A 17,361-nucleotide genomic window follows, 5' to 3' on the forward strand; every position below is an offset into this window, starting at 1 on the left:
ACAGTAGACTATATTTCGATAAAAATTGATAAAACCCTCTTATTTAAATTTTATCTTTATTTTAATTTTAGCTCAATATAAACTCGCGATTCTTTTGCATATTTATATTTCGGGTTTGTCTTTCCGTATTCCTTCGATACATATGAAACCTCATAATGTTTAGAAAAAGATTGAATAATGCTTTCGATCTCTTCCAGTTTCCCCGTAAGCCTGATTTGCGCCAACTCTTCTCACTCCGTCTCTGTTCAATGAAAATTTCGCCAAACACTAATGTAACACAGTATATTGTTTTTTTAACAGGAAAAGATAACCTATATCCATATTTAGAAATGCCAAGGCAGGTGATCACCATGAGTCAGTCAGAATTTAAGGACCATATCCATGAAAATCTCGCTTTGCTCCTCCCCCGCCTCGAGCACAACGACGATCTCGTTCAAAATAAAAAAATGCTGAAAAACGGAGTCATTTTTTATTTTTTATATTTTCGTGATTTAAATGATGATGCCAAAATACAGAAAGCAGCCAAAACGCTGTGCACGGATGAAAGCTCTCTCTCATTGGAAGATGTGCGCCTTCGCTTAAACAAACTGAATGCTGAGCCCATTCACAAGGTAAGGGACGCGATAAACACCATTTTTCAAGGAAAGTGTTTGCTTTTCATTAATGGCATGAATACCGTTTTTGCGCTGCCGACATTTGAAAAAAAGAAGAGAAGCCTTGGAGAGGTGAATACAGAAAATGTCGTCAGAGGACCGAAAATCGGTTTTATTGAGGATGTGGATACAAATGTGGCGCTCGTCAGGCAGCGTGTGCCAGATCAGGACCTGACAGTCGAGAAGCTTCCGATCGGAAAAAGCAAGCTTAAAAATGCCACCATTTTATACATTGACGGCAAAGCAGATGAATCGATTATATCAGACCTGAAAAAGCGTCTGAAAAAAGTGCAGCTGGACGATATTCAAGATTCTGGGGTGCTTGAAGAGCTGATTGAAGATAATCAGTTTTCACCCTTTCCGCAGATTCAAAACACAGAACGGCCTGATAAAGTTTCGTCAGCGCTGTTCAACGGGCGGATCGCCATCTTTGTCGATTATTCCCCCTTTGCCCTGATTGTGCCGGCCTCCTTTGGAATGGTGATGCAGTCCCCTGATGATTATTATGAGAGGTGGATCGCCTCGACTCTGATCAGATTTCTGCGGTTCAGCTCGATCTTCATCACTCTGTTCTTGTCGGCATTTTATATTTCGCTTGTTTCGTTTCATCAAGGGATGCTGCCGACTGCCCTGGCTGTCACAATTGCGAGTACACGGGAGGAAGTTCCGTTTCCTCCGCTTCTTGAAGCACTGATTATGGAAATCACGATTGAGCTTCTGAGGGAAGCCGGTTTGAGGCTCCCTAATCCGCTCGGCCAGACGATCGGCTTGGTCGGGGGCGTTGTCATCGGCCAGGCAGCTGTGGAAGCCAATATTGTCAGCTCTGTCATGGTGATTATCGTCAGTGTTATCGCCCTTGCTTCTTTTACAGTTCCTCAATACGGCATGGGGCTGTCGTTTCGGGTGCTGCGGTTTATTTCCATGGTTGTCGCCGCTGTGTTCGGACTGTACGGGATTATTTTATTCATGCTCGTGATTTTCACCCATTTAGTCAGGCAGCGAAGCTTTGGCAACCCGTATTTTAACCCTAATCACTTTTTCAGCTTAAAACATTCAGATGAGGCGATCATTCGTTTGCCGACAAAGAATCGTGAGGTGAATCAGCAAAATGATGCAGAAAAATCAGCTCGATCGGATTAGCACGTATGAAGCAGCTGCGATTATTACCAGTACGATGCTGGGGGCAGGGCTGCTGACCCTTCCCAGGGCACTGACGCAGAAAACGCTCTCACCAGACGGATGGATCGTTTTGATCGTTGAAGGACTTGTTTTTATTTTGATTATCTATATGAACGCCAAAATCGTCAAAAAGCACAATGTTCTTTCTTTTTTTGATTATACGAAAGAGGGCTGCGGCTTAGTGATCGGGAACATTTTGAACCTGTGCATCAGTTTATACTTCTTGGGAGTGGCAAGTTTTGAAGCACGGGCGATGGCCGAGATGGTTAAATTTTTTCTGCTTCAATTTACACCGATGGGCGTGACGATTTTTGCTTTTGTGATTTGCGCGATCTATATGGTCGTCGGTGGAATCAGCGACATGTCGAAGATTTTCCCGTTTTTCCTCTCGATTACGCTCGTGATTCTGCTTGTCGTTTACGGCTTAAGTATGAATATGTTTCAAGTCAACAATTTAAGGCCTCTCCTCGGCCTCGGGGTTGGCTCAATCACAAGCGCTTTGACGGTTGTCTCCATTTCATTTTTAGGCGTGGAGCTCATGTTGTTTCTGCCTAAATACGTTAAAAATAAAGAAAAGCTGTTCAAAGCTGCCGCCATCGGTTTTGGGATCCCGCTTACTTTATATATTTTAACTTTTGTCGTCGTTGTCGGCGCTCTGACCGCGTCAGAAGTGATGACGATGACCTGGCCGACGATCTCATTGTTTCAATCGTTTGAAATCAGAGGCATTTTTATTGAAAGGTTCGAATCGTTTTTGCTCGTCATCTGGACGATCCAATTTTTCACCACCTTTGTCGTCTATACATACTTTGCCGCTTCAGGGCTTGAAAATGTTTTCGGCTGGCCCGTCAAAAAAAACGTGTTGCTCATCGGCGCCCTTGCTTACATGGCCTCTCTCTTGCCGCAAGACACCAATGAAGTCTTGGTTTACAGCGATTTTTTAGGCTATGTCTTCATCGTCGTGTTCTGCGTGCTCCCGATCCTGATCTTTTTGCTCGTGTCGGCTAAAAGGAGGTTTAAAGCTTCGTGAAAAAAAAAGGAATACTAGCGGCGCTGTCCCTTCTTCTCCTTTTGACAGGCTGCTGGGACAGCAGGCAGATCGAAGAGCTCAGCATTGCGATCGGCCTTGCGATGGATAAAGGAGAAGATGATAAAAAAGTGAAGATGACGTATCAGTTTCTCGTTCCGAAAAAGATCGGCCAGAACGGAAGCGCCCAAGATCCGACCAAAATCGTGGCCACATCCGGAAATACGGTTCATCAAACGATTCGTTCGACTGCTTTGAAAAACTTCCCGGTCTTCTCACAGCATCTGCACGTCATTATTTTCTCGGAAGATCTTGCATCTGACATTTCTTTGGATGCCTTAATCAATCAGTTTATCCGGGATAACAGCATTAGAAGGAGCAGTGAAGTCTATATGGCGCCGGGGCCGGCCGGACGCCTTTTGAAGATAGATGATGCAGGTGATCCTGCATCAGAAGCAATCCATAGCATCGCACAAAACAGGGCGTCAACGATCAAATTGCTTAAACCCGTCACATTGGGCGATATTTCAATTAAAATGCAGAAAGGCATGTCTTTTATCATGCCGAGGGCTGTCGAAGAAAAGGGGCAGCTTCAGTTGGAAGGCGGGGCCATTCTAAAAAACAACAAGCCATATGCAAATATTTCTTCAGCTCAAATAGAAGCATTGAATTTATTGATGGGAAAAGTGAACGGCGGGGTCATAGAATCAAGACATCAAGGACATTTGTTTTCATACGAAGTGTTTTCAATCACTCATCGCGTTCATATCACGAGAGAAAACGACAAATACAAATTTACCGTACGTTCACATATTAAAGGGAGATTGTCTGAAGACTGGTATAAAGGCGAAGATTCTTTTAATCCAAATTACATTAGAGCAATTGAACGGTCGGTCCAAAAAGACATCGAAAAACGCGTCAGGCAGCTGATTGACCTTTTACAACATGATTTAAAAGTCGATATCACCGATTTTTCGGACTATGCCAGAATCAACTATCCGAAGCGCTGGCAGAAAGATCAACACAATTGGGATAAACACTTCAGCGAAGCCGATATCGACTATCATATCAATGCAACCATTCAGGATTTTGGAACAAAAGGAGCGACACAAGCAAGATAGGAGCCAAATTTTCTGATAAAATGGAAGTGAAAGGGTGATTTAGCATGAAGCGGATATTGCAGATAACAGGTATTTTCCTGATTGCGGCCGCAATCATTCTGTCCTGTTTTATGATTCATGATGTCGTATTTGATCCGTATATGGAGGATTCACAATCGATGCTGTTCTTTACGATCGGTTCGTATCTCTCCACTCCGGCTTTTTGCATCATCGGCGGATTTATTTTGCTCGGCATCAGCAAACTGATTGAGCTGCAGGAAAAAAACAATGCCATTTTGGCCGAAAATCTCGATCTCATTGATCAAAACGCCAGCATAACGGCCCAAAACGAAGCTGAACACGAAGAGAACCAAAACGCACAAGAACCCGACCGAACCATTGATGCCGACTCTTTCACTCTGCCCGCAGCTGATGACCGAAAATATTGGAACGGTTGAAAACGGCTTTCATAGGAAAGCTGTTTTTTGTTTCCGTCACTGAACAAGCTTGTTTCGATGCGCATATACGGCGGCTTGTGTACGGTCATCGACTTCAAGCTTGGACAGGATGTTCGTCACATGGGTTTTGACGGTTTTAATCGTGATAAATAATTCTTCCGCAATACCCTTGTTTGTTTTTCCTTCTGCCACAAGCTTGAGGATTTCCAATTCTCTTGCCGTCAATGATTCATGTAGAGGCAGATCCCCGGATGAATGTCTCAGCTTTGATAATACCTTACCCGCCACCTTTGCTTCAAGCTTTGGTTCTCCCACGCTCGCAGCCCTGATCGCATCGGCGATTTCACTGGCTTTCGATGTTTTCAGCAAATAGCTGAGCGCCCCGGCTTCTATCACCGGATAGACCTTGTCATCATCAATAAAGCTCGTCAGCACGATGATTTTCGGATCGGCAAGCTCCCGGCAGATTTCCTTTGTCGCCTCAATGCCATCCATTCCTTCCATTACAAGATCCATCAAGATGACATCCGGCTTGGTTTCAACAGCCAGTTCAACACCGCGCCTGCCGTCTGAAGCTTCACCGATCACCTCAATATCAGGCTGCGATTCCAAAAAAGCAGCCAGCCCCATCCTCACCATTTCATGATCATCAATTAACAGTACTCGAATCACCTTCAGTCTCTCCTTTTCCTTGATCAAAGATCGGAACCTTTACATCAACTTGTGTTCCTTTTCCCGCAAATGAAATAATTTCCGCCACACCGCCGACTTCGCTGGCTCTTTCTTTAATAGAATTCAGCCCGTATGATGACGTTTTTACGGCATCCATCTTAAATCCATCTCCATTATCAATCACCTTCAGCTGGAGCTGCCGGTTCCTGATTAGCAGTCTGACAGATACTTTTGTCGCCTTTGAATGCCTGAATACATTTGAAAGCGCTTCTTGTACGATTCTGAACAGATGGTCTTCGACACCCTTTGGCAGTCTTCCGGCATCCTCGATTTCCCAATCGATATCCATCGACTGTTTCGCTTTAAACTCATTCAGGAGGTCGGCCAGCCCTTCTTTTAAACCTTTCCCTTCAAGCGTGACCGGTCTCAGGTGCAAAAGCAGCGCTCTCATCTCATTCTGTGCATCGGCGGCCATTTTTTCCACCATTTTCAGCCTTTGCGCAAGTTTTTCATCAGCCGAAGCATTGATTCCTTCAAGAACCGCCGATGTCATCATGGAAATGGCAAACAGCTGCTGGCTTACCGCATCATGCAGTTCCCGGGCCAGGCGTTGGCGTTCTTCGGAGACAACGGATTTTTTCATTTGCTCCTGCCATTCCGCCCTTTCATTTGACAGCTTTTGAAGAGAAGCGACCTGCCTTTCGATCCGCTCCGCCATTTCATTGAGCTGATCGGCGGCGAGTCCGATCTCATCATCTCCAAGCGATGGAATCCGGTAAGCAAAATTGCCGTTTTCGTATTTTAAAATCGATTCGATCAGCTTTTCAAGCCGTTTTTTCAGCTGATTGCCAAACATATAGCCAGAACCGAACCCTACGGCTGCACTGATCGACACTAGGAGCACGATAAACGGGATTCCGAACCATCTCGAGGCGATGAGCACCCGCGGATCGAGCTGATAATAGAACAGCATGAAGCCCAATACAGCAATCAAAATCGTAAAGCTGACACCCAAGGACAAACGGACGGCGCGCCACTGAATGTTTGCAAGCCTGTTCGTTTTCATATAAACCGCACATCCACATCACCGATAAACAGGGAAATCGAAATTTTAACCCGTCTTGCCGATTGTTCGTAATTCTCTGACTCGGTATAGATTTGGTTGCCGATGCCGCTTTTCCGGTCGCCGATAATGTCAATGTCGCCGATAAACGCCGAAGAGCTGATGGAGACGTCAAGATCAGACGGAATGTAAATATCAACATCACCGATCAGCCCGGTGATGACGATTGTATTTTCCTCATCTGAAATGATCGCTTTTGACAAATCGATTTTTACGTCTCCGATGAATCCGGATATGTTTAAATCATTTAAATCAAAAGGTTTTTTCATCAATTTCACATCACCGAAAAAAAAGCTGTGCTGACCGGCGCTCGTTTTTTTCTGAAACGGTTCTGAGACGGCCTTATCTTTCCCGCGTTCTTTAGGTTTACTGCGGTCGAAAACCGGCTGGTTTGTGACAAGCCTGTAGCCTGCATAAATGAGGAAAGCGGCAAAAAAGAAGCCGAACAGGCTGAATGTAATGCTGAAGATATCTTTCAGAACCAGGAAGCCCGCAAAAATAAACATCACAGACCCGAGCCAGCGGCGTGAATATTTATGAAGCAAATACCCGGCAAAAAGAAAAGCGAGCGGCCAGAATAAGACGTCTCCAAGCCCGCTGTTTTGAAAAAATATGCTGATACCGAACAGAACGATGACGAGTCCGATCAATTGGTTTTTTGTTAGACGCATGCTGACTCCGGCCCCCTTTCTTTTTGTCGTTTATTCAATTGATACATTCCCGCTTGTCAACGAGATATCAATTTTATTTTGACCATTTCCGTTTTTTCCAGTCAGTGTTCGTTTTTCACTGCTGATTTGATCAAAGGAATAAGAATAGCTGATGTTTCCGCTTGTCGATACGGCTTCAAGGCTGATGTCTGCATCGTCGGGCAGATCGAGTTTCGCATTTCCCGATGTCTGCTTGATGCTCAATGGGTCATTGAGCGCTGAAAAAGAAGCCTTCAAATTGCCTGAAGTCTGCTTGATGTTAAGCTTCCCGGTCACATCTTCAAGCTTTGTATTTCCTGATGTTGAGCGAATGTCCGCCTCCGCTGTGCGGACGTCTTTCAAGCGAATATTTCCCGATGTCCCTTTGACCTCAAGCTGTTCCGCCTGGAGCTGATTCACTTTTTGGCTGCCGCTTCCCGAGCTTAAGGCTACCTTTTTTAAATGCAAATGACCGCCTGATATGTTCACATTCCCGCTTCCTGATGTGATCGACAGGTCATCTTTGTATTCATAAGGGATTCTGACAATCAGTTCATTTTTTTGAAAAAAGAAGAACTGGAAAGGCTTCGGGTGTACGGACAGCTGAAGGGTATCTCCCTTTTCTGATGATTCAAGGCGGGCATTGCCTGACAGCTCAGCATCTATATCATCACGCTGTTCAGCTTTGATGTTTACCGTTATGCTTTTTGCACTGATGTCGATTTTGTTGACCTTCTTCGGTGAAGCGCTGGCTGTATGGGCTGATTCTTGATTGAAGCCAATGAATGAAAAACCGCGCACACCATCATAAATGAAGCAGGCGAGAATCACAATGCCAGCGATGATCAGCAGTTTTCCTAACGTTTTTTTCATGTGTTTAATCCTTTCGCCAAGTAAGTGTATGCTCCTTATTATAAGGAAAGTTTCCTTTGAAAGAAATTAAAAATTGCAGAAGGGGCCCGTTAAGCCCCTTTCTGATTATTCATTTCCGGCTGATGTTTGTTTTTCCAAGCCGACCTTTTGAGTGCGCATTTTTTCGAGCTCTTCTTCGACCTCTTTCGCATATTCAAGACGGCTGTATGAGCTCCCTGATCCCGCGGATATTTCAGCATAGCTGTTCACCTTAGCTTCCATTTCTTCAATCCGGGTTTCCATTCTCATAAACTCGCGGTACGCGCTTTCGTTATCGATTTTATTAAAGGAAGCATTCATATGTTCTTTTGCTTTTACCGCGTTAGCCCGTGCGATTAATGCATGTTTTCTGTCTTTTATGTCACGCAATTTGACTTCGAGCGTTTGCAGCTGCTCTTTTAATTCAGCAAGCTGCTTTTTCGCATGCTGATAAGCTTCTTGATATTCCGATGCTTTTTCTTCAAAATACTTCATTTCGGAAAGAGCCTTTTTGGCAAGCTCTTCTTCACCAGCATCAAAAGCAAGCTGTGCCTGGTTTCTGCGTTTGACGGCCAGTTTTTCAGCCTCCTCATGCTTCCCTTTGAAACTTTGTTCAATCGTCTGCTGTTTGACAATCGTATGCTTGGCCTTTGCAATATCGCTTTCCATATCGCGTACGTATTGATTCAGCATCACCCGCGGGTTTTCAATTTTATCCAATCCTTCATTAACTGATGCAACAAACATGTCTCTTATTCTTTTGAACGGCATGATTGATTCCTCCCTGTGTTTATTTATTCTTTTTCAAAAAGTCTTCCCACTCCGCATCAAAGCCGGTATCATATGATGCAGCGGAAGGCTCGGTTTTCTCTGAATAATAGATGCTTTCTTCTTGTTTTCCATCTTGCTTCATCATCTTCCAGCCGAAATAAACCATGGCGGCGGCAAGTGCGATGCCGATCAGAAAAGGAAGAGATCCTCCCAAAAACATGATGCCGATGATGGTCAGGATGACAGCGGCAAACTGACGGCCTTCTTTCCACTTTTTAATGCCGTAATAGATAAGCACAGCTCCAATTGCGCCTGTGATCAATCCGCCAAAATGGCCTCCCCCGAAAAACAGCGAGATGCCAAACAGGATCAGAAAAAAGCCGATGACTGATTTTCCATTTATCTTCATGCTTGCTCCTCCTTTCTTGTTCATGTATTCACTATAGTCAATTTCAGGCTTCGACAAAACGAGTCACAGATTGATTTTATTGTAAGACCAGAGTCGTAGGGCGGATAAGACCGCCAAATCAATGAAGACCGCTCTTTACTGAGAAAGAGCGGTCTTCATTGTTTGGTGAGCTATTGTTCAATTTTCGGATTCCAGCCGTCCAGAACATTTTCAATGGTCCAGTTTTCCGCCTCCTGATCTGACATCTGTCTTCTCGCCTCATGAAAAACCGCCCCCGGCCCCGTATTCCGATATTCATACAATCTGGCATCGGCAGCCGAGAAGCCCGACATATCCGTCCACCCTTCAGGTTGAATGTGAGCGCCGAGAGAACAATTATGATATAAAACGCTGGCGATGGCGTCAGGGTCTCCTCCCGGATGCCACGGACGGCCGAGATAAACCGTCCCGTCAGCTGCATCGCTTGTCAGCCTGCAATTTGTGATGAAAAAGCCGAACGGTTTCGTTATTTGGGTACTGGCGGCTGTCACATAGCCGTTATTGGTGGCGGAGCCGCGATCTGCGCTATGAATCCGGCAGTTTTCAAAAACCGCTCTCGCTCCTCCAAAAATAAAATCGACATCCCCTTCTATATAGCATTGATCAAAATATTGTGCGCCATCATTAACAAATAGTGTATCCTGCCTGCCGATAAATCTGGAATGTTTAAAAATCATTCGGTTTCCCTTCGCATAGACCGCCACTGCCTGAGTTCCAGTCGTATCTACTTTCGTTCGGTCAAACGAATTTTCAAATGTCAGGTTTTCCGCTTCAAAATCATCCGCATAAATAAACACACTGGCGCTTCCGCTCGTTCCGTACCTACCTCCCCCTTCCTTTTCTTTCCCCGCATAATTGTCATAAGTAATGACGGTGTCGTTTTTGTTTTCGCCAATCAGCTTGACAAACGGCTTTGTCGCAGGAATCCGAACCACTTCTTTATAAATGCCTTTCTTAATCAAAATCTCCTTTTTTTCATGACTGTACTCCGGCAAAGCATCGACAGCCTCCTGAACGGTTTTAAATTCGCCATCCCCATCTTTTGACACCGTCAGCCTGACCGCGGCTTTTTCGCGATTGATCATCCGTATTCCCCCTTTTTTGTTGAAAGCGCTTACTTAAAATTACGACAAAAAGCCGTTTTCCCCTGCCGGAAAACAGCTTGATGTAATAGATCGACAAAATTGCAGGGAATCAGCAGCCTACCGTTTACTTTTAAAAACAATGGCGCTTCTTTCATATTCAACATCTTTGATGTTCAATCTGAAATTAATGACCCTGGCAGCGGCAAACAAATAATCTGACAGCCTGTTTAAATAGCGGAGCGGCACATCGCGAATTTCCGCTTTTTTCATCAGTGCCACCGTCAGACGCTCCGCACGGCGCGCAACGGTTCTGGCAGCGTGCATATATGCCGCGGCCTTGGAGCCGCCCGGAAGAATGAACTTTTCAAGCTCAGGCGCTTCCTCACTGTATATATCAATTCGCTCTTCCAAAAATGCAACGGCTTCTTCCTTCAGCTTGGCATTCCCTTTTGGAGAGATGTAAGCCAAATCGCTGCCACAGTCAAACAGCTCATGCTGAATCTTGAAAAGCTCGCTTTTGACATCACTGAAACGTTCGCCGTCTTCAAGTTCGGCAAGCACAATGCCGATGAAACTGTTCAGTTCATCGATCGTTCCATAGCATTCGACACGGGCATCATCTTTATCAACACGGCCGCCGATGACATGTGTCTTCCCTTTATCACCTGTTTTCGTGTACAGCTTCACTGTTCGCTCCCCTTTCTCATCGCTTCTTTTATGCAATCATAAACGCTTTGGCTGATCAAAGAGCCAAGCGGCTCCGTTTTTAAAGCGCCGTCAAATTCGGCGCCGCTTCCGTCAGCGGCAATCAGTACACTGTCTGTGTGATGTACTGCCGGAAGCGGCCGGCCGGCTGTCTGCTCTTCTGCGAGCGCGGCGGCTTTTGCTTCCGAAACGGTTACTAAAGCCTGGACCAATGCCTTTTCCGACAGCTTTCCGTTCACCATCACCCAAACGGTAATGCCTTCTTCGTCCGGACATGCCATTACCGCGGTAAAAAGAGAAACAGCTCCTATAGAAAGTGACCGAAAAACCGCCTGTTCAGGTTTTACCGCCGTCAATGCGGCACAGGCTGAAGAAAGGTTGATTCCTTTTGCAGCGAGAAAATCGCACAGGTGACCAGGCTGCTCCTCTTTGGATGCATAACGGCTGATCAATGTCCTTTTCCAGCCGATACCGGCTCCGATCTGAGAAGAGGCCAGTACTTTAAGCGGCCGCTCTGTCTCCAAGAAGAGGCCCTCAGAACGCGCTTCAATAAGTAATGCAAATGGAACTGCTTCATCTGTTTTTTCGGCTCTTTCGGGCTCAATCATGATCTGCGGCCTTGACCGTTCCCGATGAAATAAATGCTTGACCGTTGTCTCATAGACTTCATTCACCTTTTGCTCTTGAATCACTTCATCCGTCGTGTGCAGCGCTTCAACCCCGCCGTTTTTCATCATCAGAAGCCTGTCGCAGTATAAGCTTGCAATGTTTAAGTCGTGAAATACAGAAACAACTGCAAGGCCCTTCTCAATCGACAGTGACTTGATCAGATCGAGGAGCTGCTTTTGATAGGATAAATCTAAAAAATTAGTCGGTTCATCCAGAAGCAGAATATCAGGCTCTTGGGCCAAGGCCTGAGCCAAGTAAACGCGCTGCTGCTCTCCCCCGCTCAGTTCATGAATCGCGTGATCGGCAAACTGAATGACCCCCGTCTCCTCCATCACTTTTCTTGCAATCTCTTCGTCGCGCTCGGCAGATTGTCTGAATATGCCTTTTTGATATGGGTAGCGGCCAAATAAAACCGTTTCTTTGACGGAAAAGCTAAAAGCCTGATCCGTTTTTTGAGGAAGCGTAGCCGCCAGTCTAGCCAAAGCTTTAGGTGAATACGACTCCAGCCGTTTTCCGGCTAAATGTATCGAACCCTCCGCCTGTTTCAGCGTTCCGTTGATCAAACGCAAAAGCGTCGTTTTCCCGCTTCCATTCGGACCGATGATCCCGAAAAATTCTCCTTTTGCAACTGAAAAATTGATGTGTTTCACGATATCTTTCCGGCCGTATCCACCTGAAAGATTACGAACGTCCAACATTGTGAATTCCTCCACGCTGCCGGCGAATCAAAATAAATCCGAATACCGGCGCTCCTATTAAGGCTGTTATGATCCCGATCGGCAGTTCAGACGGCTCGATAATCGTACGTGCCGTCAAATCAGCAAGCACCAGAAATCCGGCGCCGTTGAGGATGGAAAGCGGCAGCAAATGTCTGTGATCTGTTCCCCATATCAGGCGGATGATGTGGGGAACAACAAGACCGACAAATCCGATCGTGCCCGATACAGCAACGGCTGCCCCGGTTAAAACAGATCCGGAGATGAGTACGGCGATCTTTCTCGATTCCACATTGACGCCGAGCAGCTTGGCTTTTGCCTCTCCATATGTCATCACATTTAATTCTCTTGCATTCAGCAATAAACCGACAATTCCGCACAGAAAAAACGGCAAAAACAGAAAAATATAGCTCCAGCCTCTCATCGACACGCTGCCAAGCAGCCAATGAACGATCGGTTTTAAATCATCGCCCGTCAGTGCAATCATTAAAGAAATAAGCGCACCCAAAAAAGAACTGAAGATAATCCCGGTTAAAATCAATGCAGACAGCGTCAGTGACGGGTGGACGAGCCGGGCAAACAGCAAAACCATAAAAATCACGGCAACAGCTGCGGCGACACTCAGAAACGGAAGTGTGAAACTTCCGATAACCGGGAGCTGAATTCCGAAAAACAGAGTAACGACGGCTCCCACGGCCGCTCCCGATGAAATGCCCAGCGTATATGGATCTGCGAGCGGGTTTTTCAAAAGCCCCTGAAATCCGGCGCCCGCCGCAGCCAGCGCCGCACCGACGAGCGCAGCCAAAATCACCCTCGGAAGCCTGATTTTCATAATGATGTTCGCTTCTGTCGGATCAGGCTCTATCCCTTGAATACCGAACAATTCATGCAAAAAAACCTTGATAATAGAAGGAATGGGAATCTCCAAAGATCCGATAGAGATTCCCATAAGAATAGAGGCCGACAAAAATATCAAACTGGCGAGATATGCCGCAAAGCGGTTATTTCTTAAAAACGTCAGGGTAAATGTTTTCCGCAAGCTCTTCGACCCCTTTGATCAGCCGCGGTCCCGGACGGGTCACAAGGTCAGGATCCACGTCGTATACTTCGTTATTTTGAATTGCTTTTACATTGCTCCAGCCGCTACGTTTTTTGATCTCGTCGACAGATGTGGCGCCGTTTGTTGTCACGATCACATCAGGATTCAGCTTGACGATCGATTCCTCTGTCATCTTGGCCCAGCCTTCCTGTTCTGAAGCGGCATTTTTCGCATGGATCGCTTCCAGCATTTCATTCATGAAGGTGCCTTTTCCGGTCGTATAAATGTCAGGGGCGGGAGAAACTTCGACAAATACCTTTTTTTGCTCGCTTTCAGAAATCCTTTCAGCTTTTTCTTTAATAGCGGCAAGATCTGATTTCATGCTCTTCACAAGGTCTCCGGCCTCCTGCTTCGCACCGGTCGCCTCTCCAATCATATTGATCGACTGGTACGTTTCCTCAAAGGACGTCGCATCATTGACCGTTACCACCGGAATCCCGGCATCGCGCAGCTGTTTCAACCCTTCTTCAGCACTCTGCATCGATGAAGCATGGGCCAGTACCAGATCGGGATTTAGTGAGATAATTTTTTCCGTATTAAATTCCATGCCGCCAATTTTTTCAACATCCTTCACTTCTTTTGGATATGTATCAAAATCCGTCACACCGACGACTTTTTTGCCCAGGCCGAGGGCATATGTAATCTCGGTATTGCTCGGCATCAAAGAGACAATTTTCTGCGGTTCTTTTTCAATCTTGATTTCTTTTCCTGAAGCATCCTTTACTTCAGCCGGAAACGCTTCAGTTGTTTTTTCCTGTTTTTGCTGCTGTGCCGGCGCTTCCGCTGATCCGCAGCCGGCCAGGACACCAGCGGCCAAAAGCAGTGAAAGCAACAAACCTGCAAACTTCTTCATCTTGCTTCCTCCTCGGGATAAAATAAAAAACATCTCTACTCAGTAAAGATGCAGCAAACAATGAACGGACAAAAAATGTGCACATCGCTTACACCGCATCTGTCCTCGCAGACTACGCGCGTCATCATCCAGGCAGGCATTCTGGCTCTTGATCATCGCTTTCAGGCGCTTGTTTAGCATCCGGTTCGCTCCCAATGACAGCGGCGGGACCGCGCCGGGTTTTCACCGGCTTCCCCTTTTAAGCTGCTTCCAGGAAGCAGCACCTTTCTGACTCATTCGTATCCTAATTTCTGAATTATTATACTATAATCGGATCAGGCTTGTATACGAGATTTGAAAAAGGGTGTTTTCAAACGAATTCGCAATAGCAATTACGATATATCGCATAGCCGATACCGAAAAATTTCACTTCTCAAATCAGTCTTTCAGCAAATTCAATCAAGCGCTGGATTGTTGACGGGACGCTTGAGCCCCGTCGAAAAAGTCACAGACTTCGATCCCGCCGAAGCGATCGGCGTCAGCCGCACCCCTGTCAGGGAAGCACTCCTGCTTTTGGAATCTCAAGGCTTTGTTAAAACAAAAATTACGATCATGCGCTGACGATCTATCCGCCGTTCGCTCAGCTCCAGGTCTTGGCGGCAACGCTCTTGGCGCGTGAAGATTTATCCAGAGCCGAATTCAATTGCAGCCGAATATGAAGATGTACTCAAAGAGGGAAGGAAGCATGATGCGGCAGGGCTTGACGAACAGTTTCACAATCTGATTACAGAAACATCCAAAAATCCGTACATCCTTCAGTTTTCAGCCGTTCTTCTTTTTCAATCATTCCGCCAGTCCAAAATGGCAATATGGGAAATGGCTGCCGCATTCGAAAAAACGATCCGCTAAAGGCGGCTGAAGTCATGAAAAAAATGGGCTCCGTCCGATGGATGATATTCATAAAGCATTAAAAGAAAGAGAACAATAGGCTTGCCAACCTTTCTGAAGCACGATTTTCGACCACACCGTCCGGCTGCGCTATACTGGTATTGGACGCTTTTTCATCATACACTTTTAACAAGGATTGATTTTAGATGGATTTGAAACTGCAAAACAAACTCGTTTTAGTCACAGGTTCTACGGCAGGGATAGGAAAAGCGACGGCCGAAGCCTTTCTTGCCGAAGGTGCAGAGGTGATCGTAAACGGACGGACGGAAGAGAAAGTCCAGTCCGTTGTTGAGGAGCTTTCCCGATATGGGACTGTTCACGGAATCGCCGCTGATTTATCTGCCCCAAAAGAAAGCCGGACATTCGCAGAAAAAGCCGAACAAATCGGGGAGCTTGATGTTCTCGTCAACAACATGGGGTTTTTCGAAGTGAAGGAATTTGCGGATGTCACAGACGAAGAGTGGCTCAAATATTTTGAAGTGAACGTCTTAAGCGCCGTCCGCCTTTGCCGCGCCTTTTTGCCGAACATGCTGAAGCGGAACGAAGGAAGGATTCTTAATTTGGCGAGTGAAGCCGGCATCAAGCCGCTACCACAGATGATTCCTTATTCCATGACGAAAACCGCTTTGATCAGTTTATCAAGAGGTTTGGCGGAAATGACAAAAGGGACAAATGTGACCGTCAATTCGGTTCTTCCGGGGCCTACCTGGACCGAAGGCGTCGCCAATTATATGGAAGGGGCAGCCGCTGCGGAGGAAACCGATTTAGACACATTTGTCAAAGATTATTTCAAAGTGAATGAGCCGACTTCTTTAATTCAGCGCTATGCTAAACCGGAAGAAGTGGCCAGCACAATCGTCTATCTCGCCTCTGGGAAAGCTGCGGCCATCAATGGCTCGGCTCAAAGGGTGGAAGGCGGGATTATCCGCTCTATCTAACAAAAATCCTCTGCTTATCGGCAGAGGATTTCTGTTTATTGTTCAGATGAATCATAGCGCTTCCCGTTAATATAAAGATTTAAAAAAACAGGATCTTTCACATTCTTCAATTCCATCGGAATCTCGACGCCGTCAATCTTAGAATCGGTCACCTTCAGCCCGGTAACCGGTGAATGGTCATATGCCAAAACCCGAATTCCGTATTGTCCGCCGGTGCTTTTCAGCTGATCCACTTCAATGTCGCGGACGACCGGTTTAAAGTTTCCGGCATCTCCTTCTTCATATTCCATATCAATGGCAATCACTTCCCGTTTCAGGCTTTTTACAACGTTTTTGTAAAAATAAATGTTTTCGAGAATGCCTCCGCGCACTGAATTCGTTTTAATGCGGAGAGCCCTGTCCAGATTCGGACTGTCCATGAGATTGCCTTCGGCAAATATGTTTTTTACACCGCCCGAAATTTCGCTGCCAATCGTTACGCCTCCGTGGCCGTCTTTCATTTCATTATTCTCAATGACGATGTTTTCCGCCGGTATGTTGATCCTCCGGCCATCGGCATTTCTTCCTGATTTGACGGCAATACAATCGTCGCCATTATCAAAATGGCAATGCTTAATCACCACATTTTTGCACGATTCGGGATTGACTCCATCGGTGTTGGGCCCATGTCCGACCACCTTGACGCCGTCTACGGTCACATTCTCGCAAAGCACGGGATGAACCTGCCACATCGGCGAATTCAGCACGGTAACATCCTTGATCAAAATATTTTGGCAGCGGTACGGCTGAATAAAGTTCGGCCTTAAATAATGGCCTTTTCCAAACCGCCGCTCTTCAACCGGCACATTCCGCTCCGCCATCTCAAAGAGGGCATCGCGGTCTTTTTCCTGTGAAGGCTGGCCGTTTGTTCCCCGCTTCCACGGCCACCAATGCTCTTCATCCCCTTGGCCGTCCAGCGTTCCTTTGCCTGTCAGCGCAATATTTTCGGCTTCGTAAGCATAGATAAGCGGTGAATAATTATAAAGTTCAACTCCTTCAAATCTCGTGAGAACAACGGGAAGGTAATCGTCCGGATTTGGGCTGAACTTGATGGCGGCTCCCTGTTCGATATGCAGTTCTACATTGCTTTTCAGCCTGAGCGCTCCGGAACGAAACACGCCTTTTGGCACAATCGCTGTTCCGCCGCCTGCTTGATAAGCTTCATCGATCGCCTGCTGAATTGCCGCCGTTGAATCCGCCTTACCGCTGGCATCCGCTCCGAACTCAGTGACATCAAAATGGCGGTTTGGAAAAACGGGAACGGTGATCTGCCTTAAGATCTCCTCTTTTTTTCTATTCAGAGTCAAGTCTGACTCCCT

20 protein-coding genes and 1 riboswitch are annotated in these 17,361 nt (G+C 46.2%); of the genes, 7 read left to right on the forward strand and 13 right to left on the reverse strand.

What is annotated here, in order from left to right; genetic code table 11:
• Positions 1 to 56: 56 nt before the first annotated feature.
• A complete protein-coding gene (locus tag RBH91_RS18370; RefSeq protein WP_148956563.1) occupies positions 57 to 224 on the reverse strand; it encodes a YvzF family protein in 168 nt (55 codons plus the stop codon).
• A 126-nt stretch (positions 225 to 350) separates the two neighbouring features.
• Between RBH91_RS18370 and RBH91_RS18375 the strand changes: the two genes are divergently transcribed.
• The 4 genes from RBH91_RS18375 to RBH91_RS18390 are packed head-to-tail and all read left to right on the forward strand — an operon-like array spanning position 351 to position 4,417.
• Positions 351 to 1,793: a spore germination protein gene (locus tag RBH91_RS18375; RefSeq protein WP_307892458.1), complete on the forward strand. Its 1,443-nt coding sequence runs from the start codon at positions 351 to 353 to the stop codon at positions 1,791 to 1,793.
• On the forward strand, positions 1,762 to 2,862 hold the full coding sequence (locus RBH91_RS18380; protein ID WP_076760757.1) for an endospore germination permease: 1,101 nt from the start codon (positions 1,762 to 1,764) through the stop codon (positions 2,860 to 2,862). The genes RBH91_RS18375 and RBH91_RS18380 overlap by 32 nt, the downstream gene beginning before the upstream one ends.
• A complete protein-coding gene (locus RBH91_RS18385) occupies positions 2,859 to 3,980 on the forward strand; it encodes a Ger(x)C family spore germination protein (protein WP_076760758.1) in 1,122 nt (373 codons plus the stop codon). The genes RBH91_RS18380 and RBH91_RS18385 overlap by 4 nt, the downstream gene beginning before the upstream one ends.
• Positions 3,981 to 4,024: 44 nt before the next feature.
• Entirely contained in the window at positions 4,025 to 4,417 is a 393-nt protein-coding gene (locus RBH91_RS18390) for a hypothetical protein (RefSeq protein ID WP_307892459.1), read from the forward strand.
• Between the two features lie 36 nt (positions 4,418 to 4,453).
• Here the strand turns inward: RBH91_RS18390 and RBH91_RS18395 are convergent, their stop codons facing one another.
• From RBH91_RS18395 to RBH91_RS18445, 11 genes are all read right to left on the reverse strand, one after another.
• Positions 4,454 to 5,089: a two-component system response regulator LiaR gene (locus RBH91_RS18395; RefSeq protein WP_076760760.1), complete on the reverse strand. Its 636-nt coding sequence runs from the start codon at positions 5,087 to 5,089 to the stop codon at positions 4,454 to 4,456.
• Entirely contained in the window at positions 5,067 to 6,155 is a 1,089-nt protein-coding gene (gene liaS / locus RBH91_RS18400) for a two-component system sensor histidine kinase LiaS (RefSeq protein ID WP_076760761.1), read from the reverse strand. Before liaS ends, RBH91_RS18395 begins: the two co-directional genes overlap by 23 nt.
• Entirely contained in the window at positions 6,152 to 6,883 is a 732-nt protein-coding gene (gene liaF / locus RBH91_RS18405; RefSeq protein WP_307892460.1) for a cell wall-active antibiotics response protein LiaF, read from the reverse strand. The genes liaS and liaF overlap by 4 nt, the downstream gene beginning before the upstream one ends.
• Positions 6,884 to 6,913: 30 nt before the next feature.
• On the reverse strand, positions 6,914 to 7,774 hold the full coding sequence (gene liaG, locus RBH91_RS18410) for a LiaG family protein (protein WP_307892461.1): 861 nt from the start codon (positions 7,772 to 7,774) through the stop codon (positions 6,914 to 6,916).
• Positions 7,775 to 7,879: 105 nt separating this feature from the next.
• Complete coding sequence (gene liaH, locus RBH91_RS18415) at positions 7,880 to 8,563, reverse strand: stress responsive protein LiaH (RefSeq protein WP_307892462.1); 684 nt, start codon at positions 8,561 to 8,563, stop codon at positions 7,880 to 7,882.
• A gap of 19 nt (positions 8,564 to 8,582) precedes the next feature.
• Positions 8,583 to 8,972: a protein liaI gene (locus RBH91_RS18420; protein WP_307892463.1), complete on the reverse strand. Its 390-nt coding sequence runs from the start codon at positions 8,970 to 8,972 to the stop codon at positions 8,583 to 8,585.
• 170 nt (positions 8,973 to 9,142) lie between these two features.
• Positions 9,143 to 10,096 (reverse strand): pectinesterase family protein, encoded by a 954-nt coding sequence (locus RBH91_RS18425; RefSeq protein WP_307892464.1) that lies wholly within the window; start codon positions 10,094 to 10,096, stop codon positions 9,143 to 9,145.
• Positions 10,097 to 10,213: 117 nt separating this feature from the next.
• Positions 10,214 to 10,783 (reverse strand): cob(I)yrinic acid a,c-diamide adenosyltransferase, encoded by a 570-nt coding sequence (locus RBH91_RS18430; protein ID WP_076760767.1) that lies wholly within the window; start codon positions 10,781 to 10,783, stop codon positions 10,214 to 10,216.
• Entirely contained in the window at positions 10,780 to 12,168 is a 1,389-nt protein-coding gene (locus tag RBH91_RS18435) for an ABC transporter ATP-binding protein (RefSeq protein WP_307892465.1), read from the reverse strand. Before RBH91_RS18435 ends, RBH91_RS18430 begins: the two co-directional genes overlap by 4 nt.
• A complete protein-coding gene (locus RBH91_RS18440) occupies positions 12,152 to 13,225 on the reverse strand; it encodes a FecCD family ABC transporter permease (protein ID WP_076760769.1) in 1,074 nt (357 codons plus the stop codon). Before RBH91_RS18440 ends, RBH91_RS18435 begins: the two co-directional genes overlap by 17 nt.
• The gene (locus RBH91_RS18445) at positions 13,188 to 14,138 is read right to left on the reverse strand and encodes an ABC transporter substrate-binding protein (RefSeq protein WP_307892466.1); all 951 of its coding nucleotides are present in this window, start codon (positions 14,136 to 14,138) and stop codon (positions 13,188 to 13,190) included. The genes RBH91_RS18440 and RBH91_RS18445 overlap by 38 nt, the downstream gene beginning before the upstream one ends.
• 114 nt (positions 14,139 to 14,252) lie before the next feature.
• A riboswitch (cobalamin riboswitch) is annotated at positions 14,253 to 14,420 on the reverse strand.
• 171 nt (positions 14,421 to 14,591) lie between these two features.
• Here RBH91_RS18445 and RBH91_RS18450 point away from each other — a divergent pair.
• The 3 genes from RBH91_RS18450 to RBH91_RS18460 all read left to right on the forward strand — a co-directional run bounded on the left by RBH91_RS18450 (position 14,592) and on the right by RBH91_RS18460 (position 16,003).
• Complete coding sequence (locus tag RBH91_RS18450; RefSeq protein ID WP_307892467.1) at positions 14,592 to 14,738, forward strand: GntR family transcriptional regulator; 147 nt, start codon at positions 14,592 to 14,594, stop codon at positions 14,736 to 14,738.
• 54 nt (positions 14,739 to 14,792) lie between these two features.
• A complete protein-coding gene (locus tag RBH91_RS18455; protein ID WP_307892468.1) occupies positions 14,793 to 15,026 on the forward strand; it encodes an FCD domain-containing protein in 234 nt (77 codons plus the stop codon).
• A gap of 185 nt (positions 15,027 to 15,211) precedes the next feature.
• A complete protein-coding gene (locus tag RBH91_RS18460) occupies positions 15,212 to 16,003 on the forward strand; it encodes an SDR family NAD(P)-dependent oxidoreductase (protein ID WP_307892469.1) in 792 nt (263 codons plus the stop codon).
• Between the two features lie 35 nt (positions 16,004 to 16,038).
• On the opposite strand, the gene RBH91_RS18465 is transcribed toward RBH91_RS18460, so the two are convergent.
• Positions 16,039 to 17,349, reverse strand: coding sequence for a glycoside hydrolase family 28 protein (locus RBH91_RS18465; RefSeq protein WP_307892470.1), 1,311 nt, complete (start codon positions 17,347 to 17,349; stop codon positions 16,039 to 16,041).
• Positions 17,350 to 17,361 lie beyond the last annotated feature (12 nt).

Origin of the sequence: Bacillus swezeyi (assembly GCF_030908325.1) — a bacterium.
Taxonomy (GTDB): Bacteria; Bacillota; Bacilli; order Bacillales; family Bacillaceae; genus Bacillus; species Bacillus swezeyi.

Excerpts from the sequence above, each read along its gene's own strand:
- RBH91_RS18420 (WP_307892463.1), bottom strand. The coding sequence starts at position 8,972 with ATGAAGATAAATGGAAAATCAGTCATCGGCTTTTTTCTGATCCTGTTT.
- RBH91_RS18425 (WP_307892464.1), bottom strand. The coding sequence starts at position 10,096 with ATGATCAATCGCGAAAAAGCCGCGGTCAGGCTGACGGTGTCAAAAGAT.
- RBH91_RS18380 (WP_076760757.1), top strand. The coding sequence starts at position 1,762 with ATGATGCAGAAAAATCAGCTCGATCGGATTAGCACGTATGAAGCAGCT.
- liaS (WP_076760761.1), bottom strand. The coding sequence starts at position 6,155 with ATGAAAACGAACAGGCTTGCAAACATTCAGTGGCGCGCCGTCCGTTTG.
- RBH91_RS18445 (WP_307892466.1), bottom strand. The coding sequence starts at position 14,138 with ATGAAGAAGTTTGCAGGTTTGTTGCTTTCACTGCTTTTGGCCGCTGGT.
- RBH91_RS18390 (WP_307892459.1), top strand. The coding sequence starts at position 4,025 with ATGAAGCGGATATTGCAGATAACAGGTATTTTCCTGATTGCGGCCGCA.
- liaG (WP_307892461.1), bottom strand. The coding sequence starts at position 7,774 with ATGAAAAAAACGTTAGGAAAACTGCTGATCATCGCTGGCATTGTGATT.
- RBH91_RS18375 (WP_307892458.1), top strand. The coding sequence starts at position 351 with ATGAGTCAGTCAGAATTTAAGGACCATATCCATGAAAATCTCGCTTTG.
- RBH91_RS18435 (WP_307892465.1), bottom strand. The coding sequence starts at position 12,168 with ATGTTGGACGTTCGTAATCTTTCAGGTGGATACGGCCGGAAAGATATC.
- RBH91_RS18460 (WP_307892469.1), top strand. The coding sequence starts at position 15,212 with ATGGATTTGAAACTGCAAAACAAACTCGTTTTAGTCACAGGTTCTACG.
- liaH (WP_307892462.1), bottom strand. The coding sequence starts at position 8,563 with ATGCCGTTCAAAAGAATAAGAGACATGTTTGTTGCATCAGTTAATGAA.
- liaF (WP_307892460.1), bottom strand. The coding sequence starts at position 6,883 with ATGCGTCTAACAAAAAACCAATTGATCGGACTCGTCATCGTTCTGTTC.